This is a genomic window from Aeromicrobium sp. Sec7.5 (genome assembly GCF_036867135.1).
GTDB lineage: Bacteria > Actinomycetota > Actinomycetes > Propionibacteriales > Nocardioidaceae > Aeromicrobium.
On sequence record NZ_JBAJIJ010000001.1, the window covers coordinates 1,833,847 to 1,853,322 of the forward strand.

The 19,476-nt window shown below is 72.6% G+C and carries 25 protein-coding genes; 13 read left to right on the forward strand and 12 right to left on the reverse strand.

The window, feature by feature from the left end:
• Positions 1–93 precede the first annotated feature (93 nt).
• From V6S66_RS09215 to V6S66_RS09225, 3 genes are read left to right on the forward strand one after another with little or no spacing between them, the layout of a single operon-like run.
• A complete protein-coding gene (locus V6S66_RS09215) occupies positions 94–1,773 on the forward strand; it encodes a nitrite/sulfite reductase (protein ID WP_334206441.1) in 1,680 nt (559 codons plus the stop codon).
• Between the two features lie 52 nt (positions 1,774–1,825).
• A complete protein-coding gene (locus V6S66_RS09220) occupies positions 1,826–2,035 on the forward strand; it encodes a hypothetical protein (protein WP_334206442.1) in 210 nt (69 codons plus the stop codon).
• Positions 2,032–2,796 carry a sirohydrochlorin chelatase gene (locus tag V6S66_RS09225; protein WP_334206443.1) on the forward strand — a complete coding sequence of 255 codons (765 nt, stop codon included), beginning with the start codon at positions 2,032–2,034 and terminating at the stop codon, positions 2,794–2,796. Before V6S66_RS09220 ends, V6S66_RS09225 begins: the two co-directional genes overlap by 4 nt.
• Positions 2,797–2,805: 9 nt before the next feature.
• Here the strand turns inward: V6S66_RS09225 and V6S66_RS09230 are convergent, their stop codons facing one another.
• Positions 2,806–3,663 carry a PPK2 family polyphosphate kinase gene (locus V6S66_RS09230; RefSeq protein ID WP_334206444.1) on the reverse strand — a complete coding sequence of 286 codons (858 nt, stop codon included), beginning with the start codon at positions 3,661–3,663 and terminating at the stop codon, positions 2,806–2,808.
• A gap of 82 nt (positions 3,664–3,745) precedes the next feature.
• Here V6S66_RS09230 and V6S66_RS09235 point away from each other — a divergent pair, with 82 nt between their 5' ends.
• Positions 3,746–4,240 (forward strand): hypothetical protein, encoded by a 495-nt coding sequence (locus V6S66_RS09235; protein WP_334206445.1) that lies wholly within the window; start codon positions 3,746–3,748, stop codon positions 4,238–4,240.
• A gap of 1 nt (position 4,241) precedes the next feature.
• Complete coding sequence (msrB, locus tag V6S66_RS09240; protein WP_334206446.1) at positions 4,242–4,670, forward strand: peptide-methionine (R)-S-oxide reductase MsrB; 429 nt, start codon at positions 4,242–4,244, stop codon at positions 4,668–4,670.
• Positions 4,671–4,784: 114 nt separating this feature from the next.
• On the opposite strand, the gene hemQ is transcribed toward msrB, so the two are convergent.
• Genes hemQ through hemE form a run of 3 tightly spaced genes read right to left on the reverse strand, consistent with a single transcriptional unit; the run spans position 4,785 to position 7,868 of the window.
• Entirely contained in the window at positions 4,785–5,495 is a 711-nt protein-coding gene (hemQ, locus tag V6S66_RS09245) for a hydrogen peroxide-dependent heme synthase (protein WP_334206447.1), read from the reverse strand.
• Between the two features lie 4 nt (positions 5,496–5,499).
• The gene (gene hemG / locus V6S66_RS09250; protein WP_334206448.1) at positions 5,500–6,831 is read right to left on the reverse strand and encodes a protoporphyrinogen oxidase; all 1,332 of its coding nucleotides are present in this window, start codon (positions 6,829–6,831) and stop codon (positions 5,500–5,502) included.
• Positions 6,831–7,868, reverse strand: coding sequence for a uroporphyrinogen decarboxylase (gene hemE / locus V6S66_RS09255; protein ID WP_334206449.1), 1,038 nt, complete (start codon positions 7,866–7,868; stop codon positions 6,831–6,833). The genes hemG and hemE overlap by 1 nt, the downstream gene beginning before the upstream one ends.
• Positions 7,869–7,990: 122 nt before the next feature.
• Here hemE and V6S66_RS09260 point away from each other — a divergent pair, with 122 nt between their 5' ends.
• The 5 genes from V6S66_RS09260 to V6S66_RS09280 all read left to right on the forward strand — a co-directional run bounded on the left by V6S66_RS09260 (position 7,991) and on the right by V6S66_RS09280 (position 12,061).
• Positions 7,991–8,590 (forward strand): DUF3000 domain-containing protein, encoded by a 600-nt coding sequence (locus V6S66_RS09260; RefSeq protein ID WP_334206450.1) that lies wholly within the window; start codon positions 7,991–7,993, stop codon positions 8,588–8,590.
• Positions 8,587–9,939: an HRDC domain-containing protein gene (locus tag V6S66_RS09265; protein WP_334206451.1), complete on the forward strand. Its 1,353-nt coding sequence runs from the start codon at positions 8,587–8,589 to the stop codon at positions 9,937–9,939. Before V6S66_RS09260 ends, V6S66_RS09265 begins: the two co-directional genes overlap by 4 nt.
• Positions 9,940–9,957: 18 nt before the next feature.
• Entirely contained in the window at positions 9,958–10,548 is a 591-nt protein-coding gene (locus V6S66_RS09270; RefSeq protein WP_334206452.1) for a hypothetical protein, read from the forward strand.
• Between the two features lie 176 nt (positions 10,549–10,724).
• The gene (locus V6S66_RS09275) at positions 10,725–11,399 is read left to right on the forward strand and encodes a potassium channel family protein (RefSeq protein ID WP_334206453.1); all 675 of its coding nucleotides are present in this window, start codon (positions 10,725–10,727) and stop codon (positions 11,397–11,399) included.
• Positions 11,399–12,061 carry a potassium channel family protein gene (locus V6S66_RS09280; RefSeq protein WP_334206454.1) on the forward strand — a complete coding sequence of 221 codons (663 nt, stop codon included), beginning with the start codon at positions 11,399–11,401 and terminating at the stop codon, positions 12,059–12,061. Before V6S66_RS09275 ends, V6S66_RS09280 begins: the two co-directional genes overlap by 1 nt.
• Here the strand turns inward: V6S66_RS09280 and V6S66_RS09285 are convergent.
• The 5 genes from V6S66_RS09285 to dut are packed head-to-tail and all read right to left on the reverse strand — an operon-like array spanning position 12,058 to position 14,839.
• The gene (locus V6S66_RS09285; protein WP_334206455.1) at positions 12,058–12,534 is read right to left on the reverse strand and encodes a general stress protein; all 477 of its coding nucleotides are present in this window, start codon (positions 12,532–12,534) and stop codon (positions 12,058–12,060) included. The genes V6S66_RS09280 and V6S66_RS09285 overlap by 4 nt on opposite strands.
• A gap of 49 nt (positions 12,535–12,583) precedes the next feature.
• Positions 12,584–13,303 carry a DUF3159 domain-containing protein gene (locus V6S66_RS09290; RefSeq protein WP_334206456.1) on the reverse strand — a complete coding sequence of 240 codons (720 nt, stop codon included), beginning with the start codon at positions 13,301–13,303 and terminating at the stop codon, positions 12,584–12,586.
• A complete protein-coding gene (locus V6S66_RS09295) occupies positions 13,296–13,649 on the reverse strand; it encodes a DNA-binding protein (protein ID WP_334206457.1) in 354 nt (117 codons plus the stop codon). Before V6S66_RS09295 ends, V6S66_RS09290 begins: the two co-directional genes overlap by 8 nt.
• A 9-nt stretch (positions 13,650–13,658) precedes the next feature.
• Entirely contained in the window at positions 13,659–14,378 is a 720-nt protein-coding gene (locus V6S66_RS09300; RefSeq protein ID WP_334206458.1) for a DUF3710 domain-containing protein, read from the reverse strand.
• Positions 14,378–14,839, reverse strand: coding sequence for a dUTP diphosphatase (gene dut, locus V6S66_RS09305; RefSeq protein ID WP_334206459.1), 462 nt, complete (start codon positions 14,837–14,839; stop codon positions 14,378–14,380). Before dut ends, V6S66_RS09300 begins: the two co-directional genes overlap by 1 nt.
• A gap of 23 nt (positions 14,840–14,862) precedes the next feature.
• Here dut and V6S66_RS09310 point away from each other — a divergent pair, with 23 nt between their 5' ends.
• Both V6S66_RS09310 and V6S66_RS09315 read left to right on the forward strand, forming a co-directional pair.
• Positions 14,863–15,348, forward strand: coding sequence for a DUF3093 domain-containing protein (locus V6S66_RS09310; protein WP_334206460.1), 486 nt, complete (start codon positions 14,863–14,865; stop codon positions 15,346–15,348).
• A gap of 2 nt (positions 15,349–15,350) precedes the next feature.
• Positions 15,351–15,788: a DUF4235 domain-containing protein gene (locus tag V6S66_RS09315; RefSeq protein WP_334206461.1), complete on the forward strand. Its 438-nt coding sequence runs from the start codon at positions 15,351–15,353 to the stop codon at positions 15,786–15,788.
• 102 nt (positions 15,789–15,890) lie between these two features.
• On the opposite strand, the gene V6S66_RS09320 is transcribed toward V6S66_RS09315, so the two are convergent.
• The 3 genes from V6S66_RS09320 to V6S66_RS09330 all read right to left on the reverse strand — a co-directional run bounded on the left by V6S66_RS09320 (position 15,891) and on the right by V6S66_RS09330 (position 18,179).
• Entirely contained in the window at positions 15,891–16,193 is a 303-nt protein-coding gene (locus tag V6S66_RS09320; protein ID WP_334206462.1) for a DUF4193 domain-containing protein, read from the reverse strand.
• 139 nt (positions 16,194–16,332) lie between these two features.
• Positions 16,333–17,139 (reverse strand): inositol monophosphatase family protein, encoded by an 807-nt coding sequence (locus V6S66_RS09325; RefSeq protein WP_334206463.1) that lies wholly within the window; start codon positions 17,137–17,139, stop codon positions 16,333–16,335.
• Positions 17,136–18,179 (reverse strand): ferrochelatase, encoded by a 1,044-nt coding sequence (locus V6S66_RS09330; RefSeq protein WP_334206464.1) that lies wholly within the window; start codon positions 18,177–18,179, stop codon positions 17,136–17,138. Before V6S66_RS09330 ends, V6S66_RS09325 begins: the two co-directional genes overlap by 4 nt.
• A 68-nt stretch (positions 18,180–18,247) precedes the next feature.
• Here V6S66_RS09330 and V6S66_RS09335 point away from each other — a divergent pair, with 68 nt between their 5' ends.
• Positions 18,248–19,471, forward strand: a complete 1,224-nt coding sequence (locus V6S66_RS09335) for an MFS transporter (RefSeq protein WP_334206465.1) — start codon at positions 18,248–18,250, stop codon at positions 19,469–19,471.
• Positions 19,472–19,476: the final 5 nt, after the last annotated feature.

A 19,476-nucleotide genomic window follows, 5' to 3' on the forward strand; every position in this document is an offset into this window, starting at 1 on the left:
ATCCAGCGCCCCCGTTGACCGTTTGATCGTCCGGGCGCGCGGCAGCCGCCGTGTTCCGAGGCCTCGCCGTGCGCTCCTCCCGTGAGGAAGTCCATGGCTCAGTCCGACACCGCCGCATCCCGCCGTCCCCGCCCCAAGCGCGGCGAGGGCCAGTGGGCGCTGGGGTACCGCGAGCCGCTGAACGCCAACGAGCAGTCCAAGAAGGACGACAACCCCCTCAACGTGCGGGCGCGCATCGAGAACATCTACGCGCACCGCGGCTTCGACAGCATCGACCCTGGCGACCTGCGCGGCCGCTTCCGCTGGTGGGGGCTCTACACGCAGCGCAAGGCCGGCATCGACGGCGGCAAGACCGCGACGCTGGAGCCGGAGGAGCTCGACGCCGAGCACTTCATGCTGCGGGTGCGCATCGACGGCGGTCAGCTGAACCTCGAGCAGCTGCGCACGATCGGCGAGATCTCCACGACCTACGCCCGCGACACCGCCGACCTCACCGATCGCCAGAACGTGCAGTACCACTGGATCGACGTCCGCGACGTCCCCACGATCTGGGAGAAGCTGGAGTCGGTCGGACTCTCCACCCAGGAGGCCTGCGGCGACTGCCCCCGCGTCATCCTCGGCAGCCCGGTCGCCGGGGTGTCGAACGACGAGATCATCGACGCCCGTCCCGCGATCGACGCGATCGAGAGCCGCTACATCGGTGACCGGGAGTTCTCGAACCTGCCGCGCAAGTTCAAGTCCGCCATCAGCGGCCACCCCGGTCATGACGTCGTGCCGCAGATCAACGACATCGCCTTCATCGGCGCGGTTCACCCCGAGCACGGCGCAGGCTTCGACGTCTGGGTCGGCGGCGGGCTCTCGACCAACCCGATGCTGGCGCAGCGCCTGGGCGCCTGGGTGCCGATCGACGAGGTGCCCGAGGTCTGGGAGGGCATCGTCAGCATCTTCCGCGACTACGGCTACCGCCGTCTGCGCGCCCGTGCCCGCCTGAAGTTCCTCGTGGCCGACTGGGGCATCGAGAAGTTCCGCGAGGTGCTCCAGACCGAGTACCTCGAGCGTGAGCTGATCGACCTCGACGCGCCCGAGGTCCCGGCCACGCCGGTCGACCACGTCGGCGTGCACCGTCAGAACGACGGCCGCTACTACGTCGGCGTCGCCTCCGCGGTGGGACGCATCTCCGGCACGCTGCTGACCCAGGTCGCCGACGTCGTCGAGGCGCACGGCTCACAGCGGGTCGCCACGACGCCGATGCAGAAGCTCGTCGTCCTGGACGTCGAGGAGGACCGCGTCGAGTCGCTCGTGAGCGCACTGGCCGAGCTGGGCCTCCAGGCCCGGCCCTCGGCCTGGCGCCAGAACACGATGGCCTGCACCGGCATCGAGTACTGCAAGCTGGCGATCGTCGAGACCAAGCAGCGCGGCATCGACCTCGTGAACGAGCTCGAGCAGCGCGTCCCCGACCTCGACACGCCGATCACGGTCAACATCAACGGTTGCCCCAACTCGTGCGCCCGCATCCAGACCGCCGACATCGGCCTGAAGGGCCAGCTCGTGCTCGACGAGAACGGCGACCAGGTCGAGGGCTTCCAGGTCCACCTCGGCGGCGCCCTCGGTCTGCAGGCCGGATTCGGTCGCAAGATCCGGGCCCACAAGGTCACCGGGGCCCAGCTGCCCGACTACGTCGAGCGACTGACCCGCGGCTTCCTCGCCGAGCGCACCGACGGCGAGTCCTTCGCCGGCTGGGTCGCCCGGGCCGACGAGGAGGCCCTGCGATGACCGATCGCGAGATCAGCCCTGCGATGACCGATCGCGAGAACGGGGCAGAGCGATGACGATGCGCGCCGTGCCGTTCCACTGCCCCTACTGCGCCGACGAGGACCTGCGTCCGCACGGCGAGGCGCACGGGGCCTGGGAGTGTCGCAGCTGCATGCGTGCGTTCAAGCTCTCGTTCATCGGCCAGCTCAACCCGACCACGATCACCACCCACGCCCAGCCCTCCACCCCGGGGGCCGAGCACCACGAAAGGGGGACATCATGAGCGCACCTGCACTCATTGCCCTGGCGCACGGCAGCCGCGACCCGCGGTCGGCCAGCACCATCACCGCCCTGACGGAGCTCGTCGCGTGCCTGCGTCCTGACCTCCGGGTGGCCCCCGCGTTCCTCGACCACTGCGACCCGAACCTCGACAGCGTCGTGGACCGGCTCGTGGCCGAGGGGCATTCCGAGATCGTCGTCGTCCCGTTGCTGCTGACGGAGGCCTACCACGCCAAGTACGACGTGCCCGCCGTCGTGGCGGCCGCAGCCCGGCGTCACGAGGGCCTGCGGATCGAGGCGACCGACGTGCTCGGCATCGAAGGTGCCCTGTTCCGCGTGCTCGACCTCCGGCTCCGTGAGGCGCTCAAGGACCGTCGCGTCCGTGAGCTCGACGCCCTCGTGCTGGCCGGTGCGGGATCCACCGATCCCGTGGCCAACGCGGCCATCGCCCGGGCCGCCCGCGCGTGGGGCGCCCACCACAAGCTGCCGACCATCGCGGCGTTCGCGTCGAGCGTGCCACCGGCGGCCGGCGAGGCCGTCCGGGCCCACCGGGCCGACGGACGTCGCCACATCGCCGTGGGCATGCTGTTCCTGGCGCCCGGGGTGCTGCCTGATCGCGTCCGCGAGCTGTCCTACGAGGCCGGGGCCGTCGCCGTCGCCGAACCGCTCGGCGTCAACGAGGAGATCGCCTCGATCATCCTCGCCCGCTACGCCGTCGGTGCCGTTGCCCTGGTGTCGTTCGACCATCTGTTCGCCGGCGCCTGAGCACCTGGCTCACGACCCGGTCGCCGACTCCTCGCCGTCCAGGCGGGCGAGCTCGGTGGCCGGGTCGAAGTCGGCCCGGGGCCAGTCGAGCTCGAGCGATCGCAGCGCCTCGATGAGCACCGTCGCGACGGCCCAGTTGCGGTACCACTTGCGGCCGGCAGGCACCACGAGCCAGGGCGCCGCTGGGGTCGAGGTCCGCTCGACGGCGATCTCGTACGCCCGGCGGTAGTCGTCCCACAGCGCGCGCTCATCGAGGTCGGCCGGGTTGTACTTCCAGAACTTGGTCGGGTCACCGAGCCGAGCGCGAAGTCGTTTGGCCTGCACGTCGCGGTCGATGTGGAGCAGGCACTTGACGACCAGGCCACCGGAGTCGACGAAGCGCTGCTCGAGGTCGATGATCGCCCGGTACCGACGCTCGATCTCCTCGGCCGACGCCAAGGCCCGCACGCGGCCGATCAGGACGTCCTCGTAGTGCGACCGGTCGAACACCCCGAGCTGGCCGACCTCCGGCAGGCGTGCCTCGACGCGCCACAGGAAGTCGTGGGCGAGCTCCTCGGCCGTCGGCTTCCCGAACGACGACAGCACGAGCCCCTGGGGCTCGATGAGTCCACCGACGGCTCCGATCGTGCCGCCCTTGCCCGACGTGTCCATGCCCTGGAGCACCAGCAGGACCTTGCGGGGCGTCGAGCCGGCCCGTCCGCCCGCGTACAACCGTTCCTGCAGGTCGGCCAGCTCCGGACCGAGAGCCGCGAGGGCGGACTTGCCGTCGGCCTTGTCGCCGTCGAACCCGGGGGTCGACCTGGCATCGACGCTCGTCAGGTCGATCGGTCCCGTGGCGGTCAGCAGGGTGCGCAGCTCGGTGGCCATGGAGGCAGTATGTCCGCGCTGATGCCGAACCGCCTGCTCACGGGCGGCGACGGAACTGGGATCACGGTCGTAGGCTGGGGGCATGTACCCCGTGGCCCTGCTCGTGGAACGGGCGCTCAACGACCTCGATGCCGACCAGCTGGTCGCGCTGCACGAGGGATTGGACGAACCCGTCACCTACCACCTGGTTCTCCCGGTCGAGAGCTCCTCGGCCGCGCTCGCCTCGTCGCTCAGCTCGCTCGGCGCGGGCGAGATCGCTCCGGCCGTGGCACCGGAGCTCGTGCTCGACGCGGCCGACGAGGTCCGACGCCAGGGCGCCGACGAGCTCGAGGCCAGTGCGGCGCTGCTGCGCACCCGCGGCCAGGAGGTCGTGCCGCTGCTGACCGAGGAGGACCCGGTCGACGAGCTCGTGCGCGTGGTGCGCGAGCACGCGGCGGCCGAGGCCATCATCCTCACCGAGCCCCATTTCGTGAAGGCGTTCTTCGGGCTCGACTGGTCGGCGCGCGCCAAGCGTGCGCTCGACGTCCCCACCCTTCACCTGATCGAGCACGTTCCCTTCGACGGACAGGCACGCTGACATGAGCAAGCAGGACACCGACCGCACGTACGACGTCGCCAAGACCGACGACCAGTGGCGCCAGGAGCTGAGCTCCGCGGAGTACCACGTGCTCCGCCAGGCCGGCACCGAGCGGCCCGGCTCCAGCTCGTACGAGGCCGACCCGACCGTCGGCGTCTACGCGTGTCGCGCGTGCGGCGCCGAGCTGTTCCGCAGCGAGACCAAGTTCGACGCCCACTGCGGATGGCCCGCGTTCTACGGCCCCCTGGCCGGCGACAGCGTCGAGTACGTCGAGGACAAGTCGATGTTCCGCACCCGCACCGAGGTGCGGTGCGCGACCTGCGGCTCCCACCTCGGCCACGTCTTCGAGGGCGAGGGCTTCGACACCCCCACCGACCAGCGGTACTGCATCAACGGCATCGCGCTGCAGCTGCGCCCCGACGAAGCCTGAGCGCTGCGGTCAGGCGACCGCTGACCCTGACCCACCGCCCCGGCCGCGGGCCGAGCGGAGCGAGGCAGGCGCCCGGGCGAAGCCCGGCCGCGACGAGGACCGAGTCGCGCGCCCTCAGGGCCAGAGCTGCGCCAGCTCGTCCCACGTGCGCTTGCGGCCCGTGTAGAACGGGACCTCCTCGCGCACGTGGCGCCGCGCACGGCTCGCGCGCAGCTCACGCATGAGGTCCACGATGCGGTGCAGCTCGTCGGCCTCGAAGGCCAGCATCCACTCGTAGTCGCCCAGGGCGAACGACGCCACGGTGTTGGCCCGCACGTCCGGGTAGGGGCGCGCCTGCATGCCGTGCTCCTTGAGCATGTCGCGACGCTCGTCCTCGGGCAGCAGGTACCACTCGTAGGACCGCACGAACGGGTAGACGCACACCCAGTCGCGGACCTCCTCGTCGGCCATGAAGGCCGGGATGTGCGACCGGTTGAACTCGGCCGGGCGGTGCAGCGCGGTCTGCGACCACACCGGTGCCATCCGGCTGCCGAGCGCCGTGCGACGGAACGCGTTGTAGGCGGCCTGGAGCGCCTCGGCGGTCGACGCGTGCCACCAGACCATGAGATCGGCGTCGGCACGGATGCCACTGACGTCGTAGCTGCCCCGGACCACGACGTCGTCCTCGGCGAGTCGGGCCACGAGAGCGTCGACCTCCGCCGCCTCGGCGGCACGGTCCGCGTCACCCAGCACGCGATCGAGCCGGAACACCGACCACATCGCGTAGCGGATCGTGTCGTTGATCTCCTTGGCCAGCTTGCCCTGGTTCGGCACGCGCTCAGTCATGACGTCAGTCTCCCAACTCGTCCAACAACCTCGACACGGCGGCCTGGGCCCCGGCCACGACCGCCGCGATCCCGACACCGTCGTAGGCCGCGCCACACACCTCGAGACCCCGGACACCCGAGACGGAGGCACGCACCGTGGCGACGCGGTCCAGGTGACCGACCTCGTACTGCGGGAGGGCCCCGCCCCACCGCTGGACGTGCGTGTCGGCCGGGGCCGGCAGGGGGCCGAGGGCCTGCGTCAGGTCGGCCAGGACGCGCTCGACCATGTCGACGTCGCCGGTCTGCAGGGCGACCGACTCCCCCGCCCGGCCGACCGAGGCGCGCAGGACCGTGCGACCCGAGTCGGCGACCCAGGCCCACTTGTTCGAGCTGAAGGTCGCGGCCTTGACGAACCTGCCGTCGACGGGAGGCACCAGGAAGCCGGACCCGGGCAGCTCGACCTGCTCCTGGAGCACCAGCGTGACGAGCGCGACGCTGGCGTAGTCGATGCCAGCGAGCGCGAAGGCGGCGTCGGGCGCCACCTCGGCCAGCAGCCGCGACGTGGCCGGTGCGGGGGTCGCGACGACGACGGCGTCGGCGAGCACCTCCTCCACGGCTCCGACCGGACCCGCCATGAGCCGCCAGCCCTCGCCGGACCGCTCGACGAGGCGCACGGTGGTACCGGTGCGCACCTCGGCACCGGAGCGCTCGGCCAGGACCTGCGGCAGGGTGCCGACTCCCCCGACGATGCCGGCGAACACCGGAGCGACCGGCGTCCCGGACGCCGCGGAGCGGGCCGCGACCGCCGCGCCGACCGGGTCGTCGCCGAGGGCGAGGACCTGCGGCGCCGCGGCGCGGAGCGAGATCGCATCGGCGTGACCGGCGTAGACGCCCCCGAGCAGCGGCTCGACGAGGCGCTGGAGCACCTCTCGGCCCGCGCGCGCCGTGACGAACTCGCCGACCGAGACGTCGTGGGACGGCACCGGGACGGCCTGCGGCAGCACGTCTTCGACGATGCCGCTCGCCGCCAGCGCGTCGAGGTCGGCGGGGACGCCGAGCACGGTGGGCGGGAGCGGGCGGACCTCGCCGCGGGTCCACACGCCGGCGCTGGTCGTGACGGGGTTCTGCACCCGGTCGGTCAGCCCCACCGCCTCGATCAGACCCACCGCCTCAGGACGACGGGCCAGCACCGACTCGGCACCGAGGTCGAGCTGCACGTCACCGACGTCGCCCGTGAGCAGCTTGCCCCCGATGCGGTCGGCACCGTCGAGCACCACGACCTCGTGCCCACGACGGGCGAGCTCCCAGGCCGCAGTCAGACCCGCGACGCCGGCACCGACCACCGCGACGCGCATCAGCCGGGCTCGTGGGCGTGCACGACGTCGACCAGGCGCGTGAGCGCGTCGGGGTCGGTCTCGGGCAGCACGCCGTGGCCGAGGTTGAAGATGTGGCCGCGAGCCGCTCGGCCCTCGTCGAGGACGCGGCGGGCCTCGCGCTCCACGACCTCCGGCGGCGCGAAGAGCAGGGTGGGGTCGAGGTTGCCCTGGACCGCGTGGTCCGGGCCGATGCGCCGGACCGCCTCGTCGAGCGGGATGCGCCAGTCGACGCCGACGACGTCCGCGCCGGCATCACCCATCGCGCCGAGCAGCTCGCCCGTCCCGACGCCGAAGTGGATCCGCGGCACGCCGAGATCGGCCACGGACGCCAGGACGGCAGCGGCGTACGGCTGCGAGAACGTGCGGTAGTCGGCCAGGCTCAGGGCGCCCGCCCAGGAGTCGAAGACCTGGACCGCCGAGGCGCCGGCCTGCACCTGAAGGCGCAGGAACTGCCCGGCGATGGCGGCGATCCGGCTCATGAGGTCGTGCCAGAGATCCGGATCGGTGTGCATGAGCGCCTTGGTGTGGCGGTAGTCGCGCGACGGTCGGCCCTCCACCAGGTACGAGGCGAGGGTGAACGGCGCACCGGCGAAGCCGATGAGCGGCGTCGAGCCGAGCTCCCCGGTCAGGGCCGTGACCGCGGCCAGGATGGTCGCGACGTCGTCGGGCTCGAGGTCGCGCAGCTGGGCGAGCTGCGCGCGCGAACGGATCGGCTCGGCGATCACGGGTCCGACCCCCGGCACGATGTCGAGATCGACCCCGATCGCCTTGAGCGGGACCACGATGTCCGAGAAGAAGATGGCCGCGTCGACCCCGTGCCGTCGCACGGGCTGCATCGTGATCTCCACGACGAGATCGGTCGTGAAGCACGAGTCGAGCATCGCGATGCCCTCGCGCAGCTTGCGGTACTCCGGCAGCGACCGACCGGCCTGACGCATGAACCAGACGGGCACGTGGTCCGGGGTCTCGCCGCGGCAGGCACGCAGGAAGGGGCTCTCCGAGAGCGGTGTCGTCACCCGGCCAGTCTCTCAGGCGAGTCCGAGCCCGAGCCGCGAGCCCCGTGCTCCCGGGCGACTCCGCGCGCCCGGTTGCGGAGTGTCGACCGGCCCACACACCTCGAGCGCCCTACCATCGCGATGTGGGTGCCCACAGTGAGCTCGGCGGGACGCCGAGCCAGTTCACCGCCGCCGTCGACCAGCTCAGGTCAGCCGTCGTGCGGCCCGAGGTCGTGGTCGACGAGATGCCCGCGCCCACCCGCATCGCCCCGTTCGCGCATGCGATGAGCGGCGAGATCGTGGTGGCCGACGAGGAGCTCGCGGGCGGTCGTTTCATCCTCCTGCACGACCCGGCCGGCCACGACGCCTGGAACGGCACCTTCCGCTGCGTCACGTTCGCCCGCGCTGACATCGAGGGCGACATGGCCGCCGACCCGGTCCTGCCGGCCGTGGGCTGGAGCTGGCTGGAGGACGCCCTGGCGGCGCGGGGCGCGGAGGCCACGGCCGTCGGCGGCAGCGTCACGGTCGTGCACACCGAGGGTTTCGGCTCCATGGTCGAGGACGCGCCCCAGTCGCAGGTCGAGGTCCGGGCGTCGTGGACGCCGCTCACGGGCGTCGGCGACCACCTCTCCGCGTGGGGCGACCTGCTCGCGGCCGTCGCCGGCCTGCCCCCGCTCACCCCCGACGTCGCCTACCTGCCCCGCCGTGGTCAGCGCGGCTCGAGCCTCGGCGGCCGCCCGTGACCTCCTTCGAGCCCGAGTTCCTCGTGCCCCGCTCCCCCGATCCCGGTGAGCAACCGGGAAGGCCCGAGCCGTCCTCCGGCTCGCCATCCGCTGACCAGAAGCCCGCAGACCAGAAGCCCGCTGACCAGAAGCCCGCGCAGGAACCGGCGGCCCCCGATCCCGGCCTCCCGCCCCTGACGCTCCGCGACCCGCTGCCGCCCGTCGTCGACACCGTCGACGCCTACCGCGAGACGTGCCGGGCGATCGCCAGGGGTACCGGCCCCGTGGCGATCGACGCAGAGCGCGCGTCGGGCTACCGCTACTCCCAGCGTGCCTATCTCGTGCAGCTGCGCCGGGTCGGGTCCGGCACGCACCTGGTCGACCCCGTGCCGTTCGACGACCTCACCGACCTCGACGACGCGATCGGCGACAGCGAGTGGATCCTCCACGCCGCCACGCAGGACCTCCCGTGCCTGACCGAGGCGGGCATGCGCCCCCGGGCCCTGTTCGACACCGAACTGGCGGGCCGGCTCCTGAACCTGCCCCGCGTCGGCCTCGCGACCCTCGTCGAGCAGTTCCTCGGGCACAGCCTCGCGAAGGAGCACTCCGCGGCCGACTGGTCCACCCGCCCGCTGCCCGATCCGTGGCTGCTCTACGCCGCACTCGACGTCGAGGTGCTGGTCGAGCTGCGCGACCTGCTGGAGGTCGAGCTCGAGAAGGCCGGCAAGCTCGACTGGGCCCACCAGGAGTTCGAGGCACTGCTCACGTTCACCGGCCCGGCGCCCAAGACCGACCGCTGGCGCCGCACCTCCGGGATGCACCGTCTCCGCGGGCGTCGGAACCTGGGCCTCGTGCGCGAGCTGTGGGAGATGCGCGACGAGATCGCCCAGCGCCGCGACACCACCCCCGGTCGCGTGCTCGCGGACGCCGCGATCGTCGAGATGGCCACGGCCGCCCCCACCGACGTCGACGAGCTCAAGGGCCTGCGCACGATGCGCGGTCGCGGCGCCCGACGCCACCTCAACGACTGGCAACGGGCCATCGACACCGCACTCGCGCTGCCGGAGGACGAGCTCCCGCGCTCCAGCATGCGCGGTGACGGTCCGCCGCCCCCGCGGGCGTGGGCCGAGAAGCACCCGGACGCCGCCGACCGGCTCGCCCGGTGCCGCGACGTCGTGACGACCCTGGCCGACCGGCACGACCTGCCGGCGGAGAACCTCATCTCCCCCGGCCTCGTGCGCGAGCTCGCGTGGGAGCCCCCGGCAGAGATCTCGCCCGACACCGTCGGTGCAGCCCTCGCCGCCCGGGGCGCCCGTCCCTGGCAGATCGAGCTCGTGGGCGCCCTGCTCGCCGAGGCACTCACCGGCTGACACGTATCGTCGTTCGGCATGGGTGACTTCCACCGGCCGGCGCTCCCCGGTCCCAAGGCGTTCCGTGACGTCGTCGGCACGCCCGACCACGCGGAGGCCACCGCCGCGGGCCACCGCATCGCGCACCTGCTGGTGCGCGGCACCGACGGAGCGGCCGACGAGGCCCTGGTCGAGCGGGTCGTGCACCTGGTCGACACCGAGGGCCTCGGCACGCTGGCCGACCTCTGGGCCTCGTGCCCTGCCGACACCGTGGCCGGGTGCCTGTGGCGCCTCTACCTCGTCCACACGTGGGTCCACCGCCAGCCGGACCAGGCGGCGCGGGAGTACGCCGCGGGCGTCGCCCACGCGCCGGTCCAGAACGCCCTGGCGGGTGTCGTCGAACCCCCCACCCCGGACGACGTGGTCCGCCTGGTCGACGCCGTCCTCCGGGGGGTGGTCCGCTCGGACTTCGACGTCACGCTCGACCGGGCCGCGGCGTTCGCCCACGTGGCCGCCGTGGGCCGCGGCCAGCTCGAGAACGGCGATCCGATGAGCGCCGCGCGCCTGTTCGACCTCGCCAAGCAGCTCCGCCACTCCGCCGCCGTCGAGCGTTCGGGGCATCTGTCCTGACACGCTCGCCGCGGGTTGATGGGGTCGTTAGACTGAGCGGGCGCCGGGCTGAGGTAGCCCCGGGTCTCAACATCAGCCGCTACGAGCGGCCACGCGCCGTGAGGCGCTCCCAGCCCGGCGCACCCCCTCGTCCCAGCACGGCGGCAACGGCCCTGGGCCGGGTGTAGCGTCGCCTCGTGCACATCGTCATCATGGGGTGCGGACGCGTCGGTTCGTCCCTCGCGCGCAGTCTCGAGGAGCGCGACCACACGACCGCCGTGATCGACTCCAACGCCGAGGCGTTCCGCCGGCTCGGGCCCACCTACGGCGGCCTCACGGTCACCGGCATGGGCTTCGACCGCGAGGTGCTGCGCCAGGCGGGCATCGAGCGGGCCGACGCCTTCGCGGCGGTCTCCAGCGGCGACAACTCCAACATCATCTCGGCCCGCGTCGCCCGTGAGCTGTTCGGCGTCACGAACGTCGTCGCCCGCATCTACGACGCCGGCCGCGCCGAGGTGTACGAACGACTCGGCATCCCCACGGTCGCCACCGTGCCGTGGGCGGCCGACCAGGTCCTGCGCCGGCTCCTGCCCGCAGGGTCCGAGCCCCAGTGGCGCGATCCCTCCGGCGAGCTGCGCCTCGACAGCGTCTACGCGCCGTTCGGCTGGATCGGTCGACCGATCGCCGAGCTCGAGGAGGCCGCCGGCGTCCGGGTCGCCTTCGTCACACGGCTCGGCAGCGGTGTCGTGCCGAAGGCCACCATGACGATCCAGGAGGGCGACTACCTCAGCGTGTTCATGCGCGACGACCGCGCCGAGGCCGCGCACGCCGTGCTGACCGCCGGACCCGACGCAGGAACCGAGGCCCACTGATGCGTGTCGCCATCGCCGGAGCGGGCGCCGTCGGCCGCTCCGTGGCCACCGAGCTCGTCGAGAACGGCCACCAGGTCCTGCTGATCGACAAGTCACCGGGATCGATCCGGTCGGAGGCCGTGCCCGGCGCCCAGTGGCTGCTCGCGGACGCCTGCGAGCTCTCCTCGCTCGAGGAGGCGCGCCTGGAGACGTGTGACGTCATGATCTCCGCCACGGGTGACGACAAGGCCAACCTCGTGATCAGCCTGCTCGCCAAGACGGAGTTCGCCGTGCCGCGCACCGTGGGACGGGTGAACCACCCGTCGAACGAGTGGTTGTTCGGCGAGTCGTGGGGCGTCGACGTCGCGGTGTCGACGCCGCGGCTGATGGCGGCCCTGGTCGAGGAGGCCGTGGCGGTCGGCGATCTCGTGCGCCTGTTCACGTTCCGCCAGAGCAACACCAACCTGGTGGAGCTGACGATGCCCGGCGACTCGCCCCTCGTCGGCACCCGGGTGGCCGACGTGCCGTGGCCCGGTGACGTGCTGCTCGTGGCGATCCTGCGCGACACGTCGATCCTGAGCCCGGACCGCGACCGGGCCCTCGAGGCCGGCGACGAGCTGCTGTTCGTGACGCAGACCGACGCCGAGTCCGAGCTCGCCGCCCTGCTGGCCCCGAAGGCCTAGCTGAAGGGGTCGGGCCGACCGATCGGGCCGAGGAGCTCCTTGGCCTGGGTCAGGTGCCGGTGCTCGACGAGCACCTCGTACCGCGTGGCGACGACCGTGCGCACGCTGCTGAAGTCGCGACGCCCTCGGGTCGCGGCGTAGCCCAGCAGGCCCCACACGGCGCCGAACCCCGCTCCGACGAGCGCGCTGGTGGCGAGGATCTGGAACAGGCCGCTCTCGGAGGCGAACAGGCCGATGAGCAGGCCGACCAGGACGCCGAGCCACAGGCCGGACAGCGCCCCGGCCAGAGCGACACGTCCGGTCGTGAGGCGGCCGGTGACCCGCTCGACCTGACGTAGGTCCGTCCCGACGATCAGGAGGTTCTGGACGGGGAACTCGGCATCGGAGAGCGAGTCGACGGCCTTCTGCGCCGCGGCGTAGTCGTCGAAGGTCGCGAGGCTCTGCGGGAACTCGAGGGAGAAGATCGGGGACACGTGGACGAGCGTAGTCCGGTCCCCGTGAGGTGCGCGGCTGGCCGGCCCGTCAGGACTGGTCGCTCGCGAGCGGTCCACCCGGCGGCTGGTCGAGGTCGTCGGGGCGGAACGGCGGTGGCGGCGGGGTGGGGTCGACCGGGACCGTCACGGGCGTGGAGTCCCGGCGGAGCACCCACGCCATCAGCAGCAGGGTCGCCACCTGCAGGGGCCAGCCCATCACGACCTTCGCGGTGCCGAGCAGCGCCACCTCGTCGGCGGCGTACAGCGGGTACTGCACGACGACACGCAGGATGCAGGGCAGGGCGAGCAGCCACGTCAGGCGCGCGCACAGCCGCACGAGCCCGCGGTCGCGTCGCCACCCGGTGACGTCGCCGCTGAGGCTGCCGACCAGGAACCCGACGACCGGCCAGCCGACCACGATGCTGCCGATCAGCGCGATCCCGTAGGCGCCGTTGTAGAGGATGCCCGGGAGGAAGACGTCGCGGGCCTCGCCGGAGCGCGAGGCCAGGAATGCACCGATCGCGATCACGACGAGCGCGTTGACGACGAACTGGGGGGTGCTGCGCTGCACGAGGCGCACCGCGAGCAGCACGAGGGCGATGACGACCGCGATGACGATCGACTGACGGAGGTTGTCGGTCACGAGGTACGCCACCAGGAACGCCACGCTGGGCACGGCGCTCTCGACGACGCCTCGCAGGCCACCGAAGGCCTCGGACAGCTGCCGCCGGACGAGCTCCTCGACGGTCTCGACGGTGGGCTCAGGCATCGAGCTCGTACGCGGGGTTGTGGACGACCTTGCGTCCCCCACGGGTGCCGAGCCGGCCGCGCGCCGTGAGCGAGCGTCCCGTGGCGACGCCGGTGATGCGCCGTCGCCCGAGCCACACCAGGGTCACGCTGTCGGATCCGTCGTACAGCTCGGCCTCGAGCGTCGAGATGCCGTCGACGGACCGCTGCGTCACGCTGCGCACGACGCCGTGGATCGCGACCCGCTCGCGCTCGACCGTGTCGGCCATGTGGCAGCAGCCCGATCGCTCGGCGTCGTCGCGGAGGTCGGCGGCGTCGCGCTGCTCGGTCGTGAACCGGTCGAACGCACGGCTGAGGATTCCCGGCATGCCCCGATCCTACGTCGCGTCCGCGCCGGCGTCCGACGTCTCGTCCGGGGCGCTGCCGGCCGCTGGGGCATCGGCCTCCCGCGCCCCGGGCGGGAGCGTGAGGGGCAGCACCTCGCCGGACCGTCGCGCTTCCGGACCCCGCACCACGACGACCCCCCGGAAGACGTCCATGAGGTCGCCGTCGTCGCGGGGATCCTTGGCGACCGGGCCGAGGAACGTGCCGCGGACCGTCCATCGCGGACCGTCGACGCCGACGACCCGGCTGGGCTGGACGGCGGGACCGCCGTCGGGGGTCTTCACCGGGATGACGCACCGGACCTCCGGGCCGAACGGGCCCTCGATCTCCTCGGCCGTGCCGTCACGCTCCTGGACCTCCCGCACGACGTCGGCGCGCAGCTCGTCCCACAGGCCACCGTCACGCGGTGCCGCGAAGACCCGCAGGCGCAGCGCGCCCTCCGGTCCTCGCAGCAGGACCACCGGGACCTGGCCGTCCACATCGTTCGCGGGCCGCTGCACGACGTACCCGGGCGGGACCCTGAAGCGCAGCGTCCCGAAGTCGATCCGTCCCCCCAGCTCCGGCTGGTCGAGGTGGTCCCAGGGGCCGCCGCTGCTCTCGGACTCCCGCTGGGCCGCCGCGACCTCCTGGTCGCGCGCGGCCTGCGCCTCGGTGTCGGTGCCGGTGCCGGTGTCGCGCTCGGCGCCTCGGCGGCGCGGCGAGAAGATCCCCATCAGACGTCCTTCCGGTGCAAGCTCTCGTGTCCCCCGGTCGACCCGTAGCCGCCGGCCCCCCGCTCCGTCGCGTCGAGCGTGTCGACCTCCACGAATCGCGCGGTCTCGACCCGCTGCACGACGAGCTGGGCGATCCGGTCACCACGGCTGACCGTGAACGGCTCCCGCGGGTCGTGGTTGACCAGGACGACCTTGATCTCACCACGGTAACCGGCGTCGATCGTGCCGGGGGTGTTGACGATCGACACGCCGTGCCTCCACGCCAGCCCCGAGCGCGGATGGATGAACGCGGCGTGGCCCTCGGGCAGGGCGATCGCGACGCCCGTGGGCACGAGCTCGCGCTCGCCCGGCGCGATCGTGACGTCGATCGTGCTGACCAGGTCGGCGCCGGCGTCCCCGGGGCGGGCGTACGTCGGGAGCGGGACCTCCGCGTCGAGACGGGTCAGGGGGATGGAGACCATGGCGCCGACCCTAGACTGAGCGGATGAAGCACCGCGAACGACTGACCGCGCCCGTCGGGTGGTGGCTCGGCGCCACGGGCTTCGGCATCACGTGCGGGTGGCTGGTGTTCGTCGCCACCACGCCGGTCTTCGCCACCGTGGCGACGATCGTCGCGGCCGCGATCGGCTACGGGTTCGTCGGCGCCTACGGGGCGCTGCGGGTCGCGGTCGGCAACGAGCTGCACGCCGGACGCGCGCACGTCACCCCGGAGTTCCTGGGGCAGGTGGAGGTGCTCGACCGCACCGCGTACCGCGAGGTCATGGGTCCGCGGGCCGACGTCCGCGCCTGGCTCGCGACCCGGCCGTGGATCGACACCGGTGTACGCGTCACGATCGACGATCCCGCCGACCCGCACCCGTACTGGCTGCTCGGCAGCCGCCGCCCCGATCGTCTGGCTGCCGCCATCGAGGACCTGCGGCAGACTGGGCGCCGCACCACCGCCGGTGGCACACCCCAGAAGGGATCCTGACCGTGGCCAAGAAGCGTCGTCAGCGCACGAAGAACGCGACCCCGTCGACCACTCCGTCGCCCACGCCGAAGCAGGGCCGACGGTCGAAGACCGCGTGGAAGCTCATGGACCGCTCCACCACGCTGGCCGCCACGGTCGCTGCACCGGTGCTCGCCGGCGGGGCCTGGCGCCTGGTGACGGGCCGCAAGCCCCCGACCTCGTCGGACAACCCGGAGGTCGAGATCCGCGAGGCGATCGGCTGGGCCATCGTCGGCGGTGCGCTGGTGCAGGTGGTCAAGGTGGCCGTGCGGCGACAGACGGCGCAGTACTGGGTGGCCTCGACCGGCCACCTGCCCCCGGGCATGAAGGCCGTCAAGGGCGACCTCATGGCCAAGGAGGTCGCCGAGGCCAAGGCCGAGCACACGGCGAGCACGCGCAAGAAGAAGCAGAAGAAGCGCTAGCGCCGAGAATTGCGCCCAGATGTGTGGTCTGACCGCGGTCAGAACGCACATCTGGGCGCAATTCTGGGTGAGAATCCGATCAGAACGGTGGGGCGGACTGCGTCAGTAGGCGCAGTCGCGGCAGATCAGCTGCCCGTTCTTCTTCTCCTCGGCGAGCTGGCTGCGGTGGTGCACCAGGAAGCACGAGCTGCAGGTGAACTCGTCGAGCTGCTTGGGCACGACCTGGACCGCGAGCTCCTCGTGGGAGAGGTCGGCTCCGGGCAGCTCGAAGGACTCGGCCGCCTCGACCTCGTCCTCGTCGACCTTGCCGGAGTTCTTCTCGTGGCGGCGCGCCTTGAGCTCCTCGATGGAGTCCTCGGACTGCTCCTCCTCGGTCTTGCGGGGAGCGTCGTAGTCGGTGGCCATGCGTGTGTTCCTCCAGCGTCAGGCGTACCCGGGTGTGTGGGCTGTCAAGCGACGTCGCGGCCCCCGACCTCGGGTGTGGGTCGAGCGTCCGGCCGGGTGATTGTTGCACACCGACCCCAGCACTGCGTGCGATGCGGCGTCAGAACCCACAAGCGCGCACGAGCGCGAAATATTCCGGTGCGACGTCGGGGTGCGCACCCATGACGAGGCGACGGTCAGGCGGGCCGTCCAGGCCGGACAGCACGGCTCCTGCTTCCGTCGCCACGAGACCGCCCGCGGCGAGGTCCCAGGGGTGCAGACCCTGCTCCACATAGGCGTCGACGGTGCCCTCCGCGAGGGCGCACAGGTCGAGGGCGGCAGCCCCGATGCGACGGACGTCACGGACCTGCGGCAGCAACCGGGTGACCGCCTCGCCCTGCGCGGCGCGAACCTGCGGGTCGTACCCGAACCCGGTCGCGACGAGCAGGTGGGTCAGCGGCGGCGGGGCCGGCGTGGTGATGCGGTGCGGCGTGCCGTCGAGGCGGAACGCCCCGCCACCGAGGGTCGCGCCCCACTCGCGGCCGTCGGCCACGTTGACGACGAACCCGGCCAGGACGTCGTCGCCTCTCCGGGCCGCGATCGAGACGGCGTAGGCCGGCACGCCGTACATGAAGTTGACGGTGCCGTCGATGGGATCGACCACCCACTCGACGCCGCTCGTGCCGACGAGCGTGTCCCCCTCCTCGCCGAGGAAGCCGTCGTCGGGTCGCGCCGCGGCGACCCGGGCCCGGATGAGCTCCTCGCTCGCCCGGTCGATCGCGGTGACGGGGTCGGTCGCGCTCGACTTGGTGTCGGCGACGGGCACCCGACCCTCCGGACGGAGGCGCCGCACGAGAGCCGCGGCCTCCCGACCGACCTCGACGGCCAGGTCGAGCAGCGCCTGCGGCTCCGCGGTCGCGGGACTCACACCAGGGCCGTGCGGGTGGACCGGGGGTTGAGGCAGCAGTTCGCCGCGCAGTGGTCCGTCCACGGCGCGAGCTCCCCCACCGTGACGCGCTCCGGGGACTCCTCGCGCAGCGCAGCCGCACGCTCCACGGTGAGCTCGCGCACCATCTCGATGAAGGCGGGGGCCGTGTCGGGAGTGTCGACGCGGACATAGGCCAGACCCAGCCGCTCGGCCGTGGCCGACGCCTCGGTGTCGAGGTCGAACACCACCTCCATGTGGTCGGAGATGAAGCCGATCGGGACCACGGCGACCGAGGTCACGCCCCGCTCGGCCAGCTCCTCGAGGTGGTCGTTCACGTCCGGCTCGAGCCACGGCACCTGGGGCGGCCCGGAGCGCGAGCAGTAGACGAGGTCGTGCTCGGCGTGCCCGACCGCCTCGCTCACCAGGCGGGCGACCTCGCCGTGCTGGCGCTCGTACGCGAACGCACCGGGACCGCCGGAGGCCTCGTTCATCGAGGTGGGGATCGAGTGGGTCACGAACACCAGGCGCGTGTCGGCCGGCGCCGAGTCGAGGGCGGACCGCACGGCGTCGGTGATCGGTCCCACGAACCCGGGGTGGTTGAAGTAGTGCCGCAGCCGGTGCAGGCGGACGTCGAGGCCCTCGGACGCCTCGAACAGGTCCTCGCGGTACTGGCGGCAGCCCGAGTAGGAGGAGTAGGCGCTGGTGACGAAGCACGCGATCTCGCGATGTCCGTCGGCCGCCATCTGCTCGAGCGTCTCGCGCAGGTACGGGTCCCAGTTCCGGTTGCCCCAGTAGACCGGCAGGTCGATGTCGTGGGCCTGCAGGTCGGCCTCGATGCCGGCCAGCAGGGCACGGTTCGCGTCGTTGATCGGCGACCGGCCGCCGAAGCCGAAGTAGTGCTCACCGACCTCGACGAGTCGTTCACGCGGAATGTCCTTGCCGCGGGTCACGTTCTCGAGGAACGGGACCACTTCGTCGGCGTGCTCGGGGCCCCCGAACGAGACCAGCAGGATCGCGTCGAGCGGTGCAGTGTCACCCATGGCCCCATCGTGTCACCCCCGTCCTCGGACCGCTCTAGAGTGGCCCCCGACCAACAGGAGGACGACCCGTGGCTTCGCCGTACCGCGTCGTGCTCGCGCGCCCCGGCGCCCTCGCGTTCAGCGCGACCGGGCTCGTGTCGCGCCTGCCGCTCTCGATGCTGGGGCTGTCGATCGTCGTGGTCGTCGCGGCACGCACCGACTCCTACGCCTTCGCCGGCACCGTGTCGGCCGCCTACGTGCTGGCCGCCGCGGCGACCGCACCGCTCCAGGGTCGCCTCATCGACACGTGGGGGCAGTCGAGGGTGCTGACCATCTGGGCCCTCGGCTTCGGCACCGGGGTCACCCTGCTCGTCCTGGCGATCGCGGGTGACGCGGCCACGCCGCTCCCCCACCTGGCGGCGGTCGTCGCCGGCGCCGCCACGCCCCAGACCGGCAACATGGTCCGTGCGCGGTGGTCCCACCTGCTGGGCAACCCACGGACGAGCGACCCGAGGGAGCTGAACCCCCGAGAATTGAACACCGCCTTCGCCCTGGAGGCCGTGCTCGACGAGGTCGTCTTCATCGTGGGTCCCGTCCTTGCGACCTGGGTCACGCTCCAGGTCCACGAGTTCGCCGGCATCGGCCTGGCGGGCGTCGCCGGCACGCTCGGCAGCCTCGCCCTCGGCGTCCAGCACGCCACGGCTCCCCCGGTCGTGCGGCGCGCTCCGGGTCCGCGGGTGCCGCTGGACCGTCGCGTCCTCGTGCCGGTCGTGGTCGCCAGCATCGGGATCGGCATCATCTTCGGCGCCGCGGAGGTCGTCGTCGTCGCGCTGACCGAGGAGCAGGGCCGTCCGGGCCTCGCCGGGGTCATGCTCGCGGTCTGGGCCGCCGGCAGCCTGGGCGCCGGTCTGGTCATCGGCCTGCTCCCGGCACCCGAGGACGTCGTCGGTCGGCTCCGCACGTCGCTGATTGCCCTGACGCTCTCGTTCGTGCCGCTCGCCGTCGTCCCGCAGCTGCCGTGGGCCGCGGTATGCCTGTTCGTCGGCGGCGCCGCGATCTCCCCGACCCTCGTGGCGGCCGTGCACCTCGTCCGCGCGAGCGTGCCCGAGGCCCGCCTGACCGAGGCGCTGTCATGGACCACGCTGGGCCTCTCGGTCGGCGTCGCCCCCGGCGCGGCACTGTCCGGATGGGTCGTCGACCACGCCTGGAACGCGTCCGCCGGCTTTCTCGTCCCGCTCGTCGCGGGGGTCGTCGCGACAGGTGTGGCGCTCAGCTTCCGGCTGCCGGAGCGGAGCGACGCCGTCCGGCACTAGGCTGG

Bases quoted from the DNA above. Each gene is read 5' to 3' on its own strand.
- V6S66_RS09215 (WP_334206441.1), top strand. From the start codon at position 94: ATGGCTCAGTCCGACACCGCCGCATCCCGCCGTCCCCGCCCCAAGCGC.
- V6S66_RS09220 (WP_334206442.1), top strand. From the start codon at position 1,826: ATGACGATGCGCGCCGTGCCGTTCCACTGCCCCTACTGCGCCGACGAG.
- V6S66_RS09225 (WP_334206443.1), top strand. From the start codon at position 2,032: ATGAGCGCACCTGCACTCATTGCCCTGGCGCACGGCAGCCGCGACCCG.
- V6S66_RS09230 (WP_334206444.1), bottom strand. From the start codon at position 3,663: ATGGCCACCGAGCTGCGCACCCTGCTGACCGCCACGGGACCGATCGAC.
- V6S66_RS09235 (WP_334206445.1), top strand. From the start codon at position 3,746: ATGTACCCCGTGGCCCTGCTCGTGGAACGGGCGCTCAACGACCTCGAT.
- msrB (WP_334206446.1), top strand. From the start codon at position 4,242: ATGAGCAAGCAGGACACCGACCGCACGTACGACGTCGCCAAGACCGAC.
- hemQ (WP_334206447.1), bottom strand. From the start codon at position 5,495: ATGACTGAGCGCGTGCCGAACCAGGGCAAGCTGGCCAAGGAGATCAAC.
- hemG (WP_334206448.1), bottom strand. From the start codon at position 6,831: ATGCGCGTCGCGGTGGTCGGTGCCGGCGTCGCGGGTCTGACTGCGGCC.
- V6S66_RS09270 (WP_334206452.1), top strand. From the start codon at position 9,958: ATGGGTGACTTCCACCGGCCGGCGCTCCCCGGTCCCAAGGCGTTCCGT.
- V6S66_RS09280 (WP_334206454.1), top strand. From the start codon at position 11,399: ATGCGTGTCGCCATCGCCGGAGCGGGCGCCGTCGGCCGCTCCGTGGCC.
- V6S66_RS09290 (WP_334206456.1), bottom strand. From the start codon at position 13,303: ATGCCTGAGCCCACCGTCGAGACCGTCGAGGAGCTCGTCCGGCGGCAG.
- V6S66_RS09295 (WP_334206457.1), bottom strand. From the start codon at position 13,649: ATGCCGGGAATCCTCAGCCGTGCGTTCGACCGGTTCACGACCGAGCAG.
- V6S66_RS09300 (WP_334206458.1), bottom strand. From the start codon at position 14,378: ATGGGGATCTTCTCGCCGCGCCGCCGAGGCGCCGAGCGCGACACCGGC.
- dut (WP_334206459.1), bottom strand. From the start codon at position 14,839: ATGGTCTCCATCCCCCTGACCCGTCTCGACGCGGAGGTCCCGCTCCCG.
- V6S66_RS09310 (WP_334206460.1), top strand. From the start codon at position 14,863: ATGAAGCACCGCGAACGACTGACCGCGCCCGTCGGGTGGTGGCTCGGC.
- V6S66_RS09320 (WP_334206462.1), bottom strand. From the start codon at position 16,193: ATGGCCACCGACTACGACGCTCCCCGCAAGACCGAGGAGGAGCAGTCC.
- V6S66_RS09330 (WP_334206464.1), bottom strand. From the start codon at position 18,179: ATGGGTGACACTGCACCGCTCGACGCGATCCTGCTGGTCTCGTTCGGG.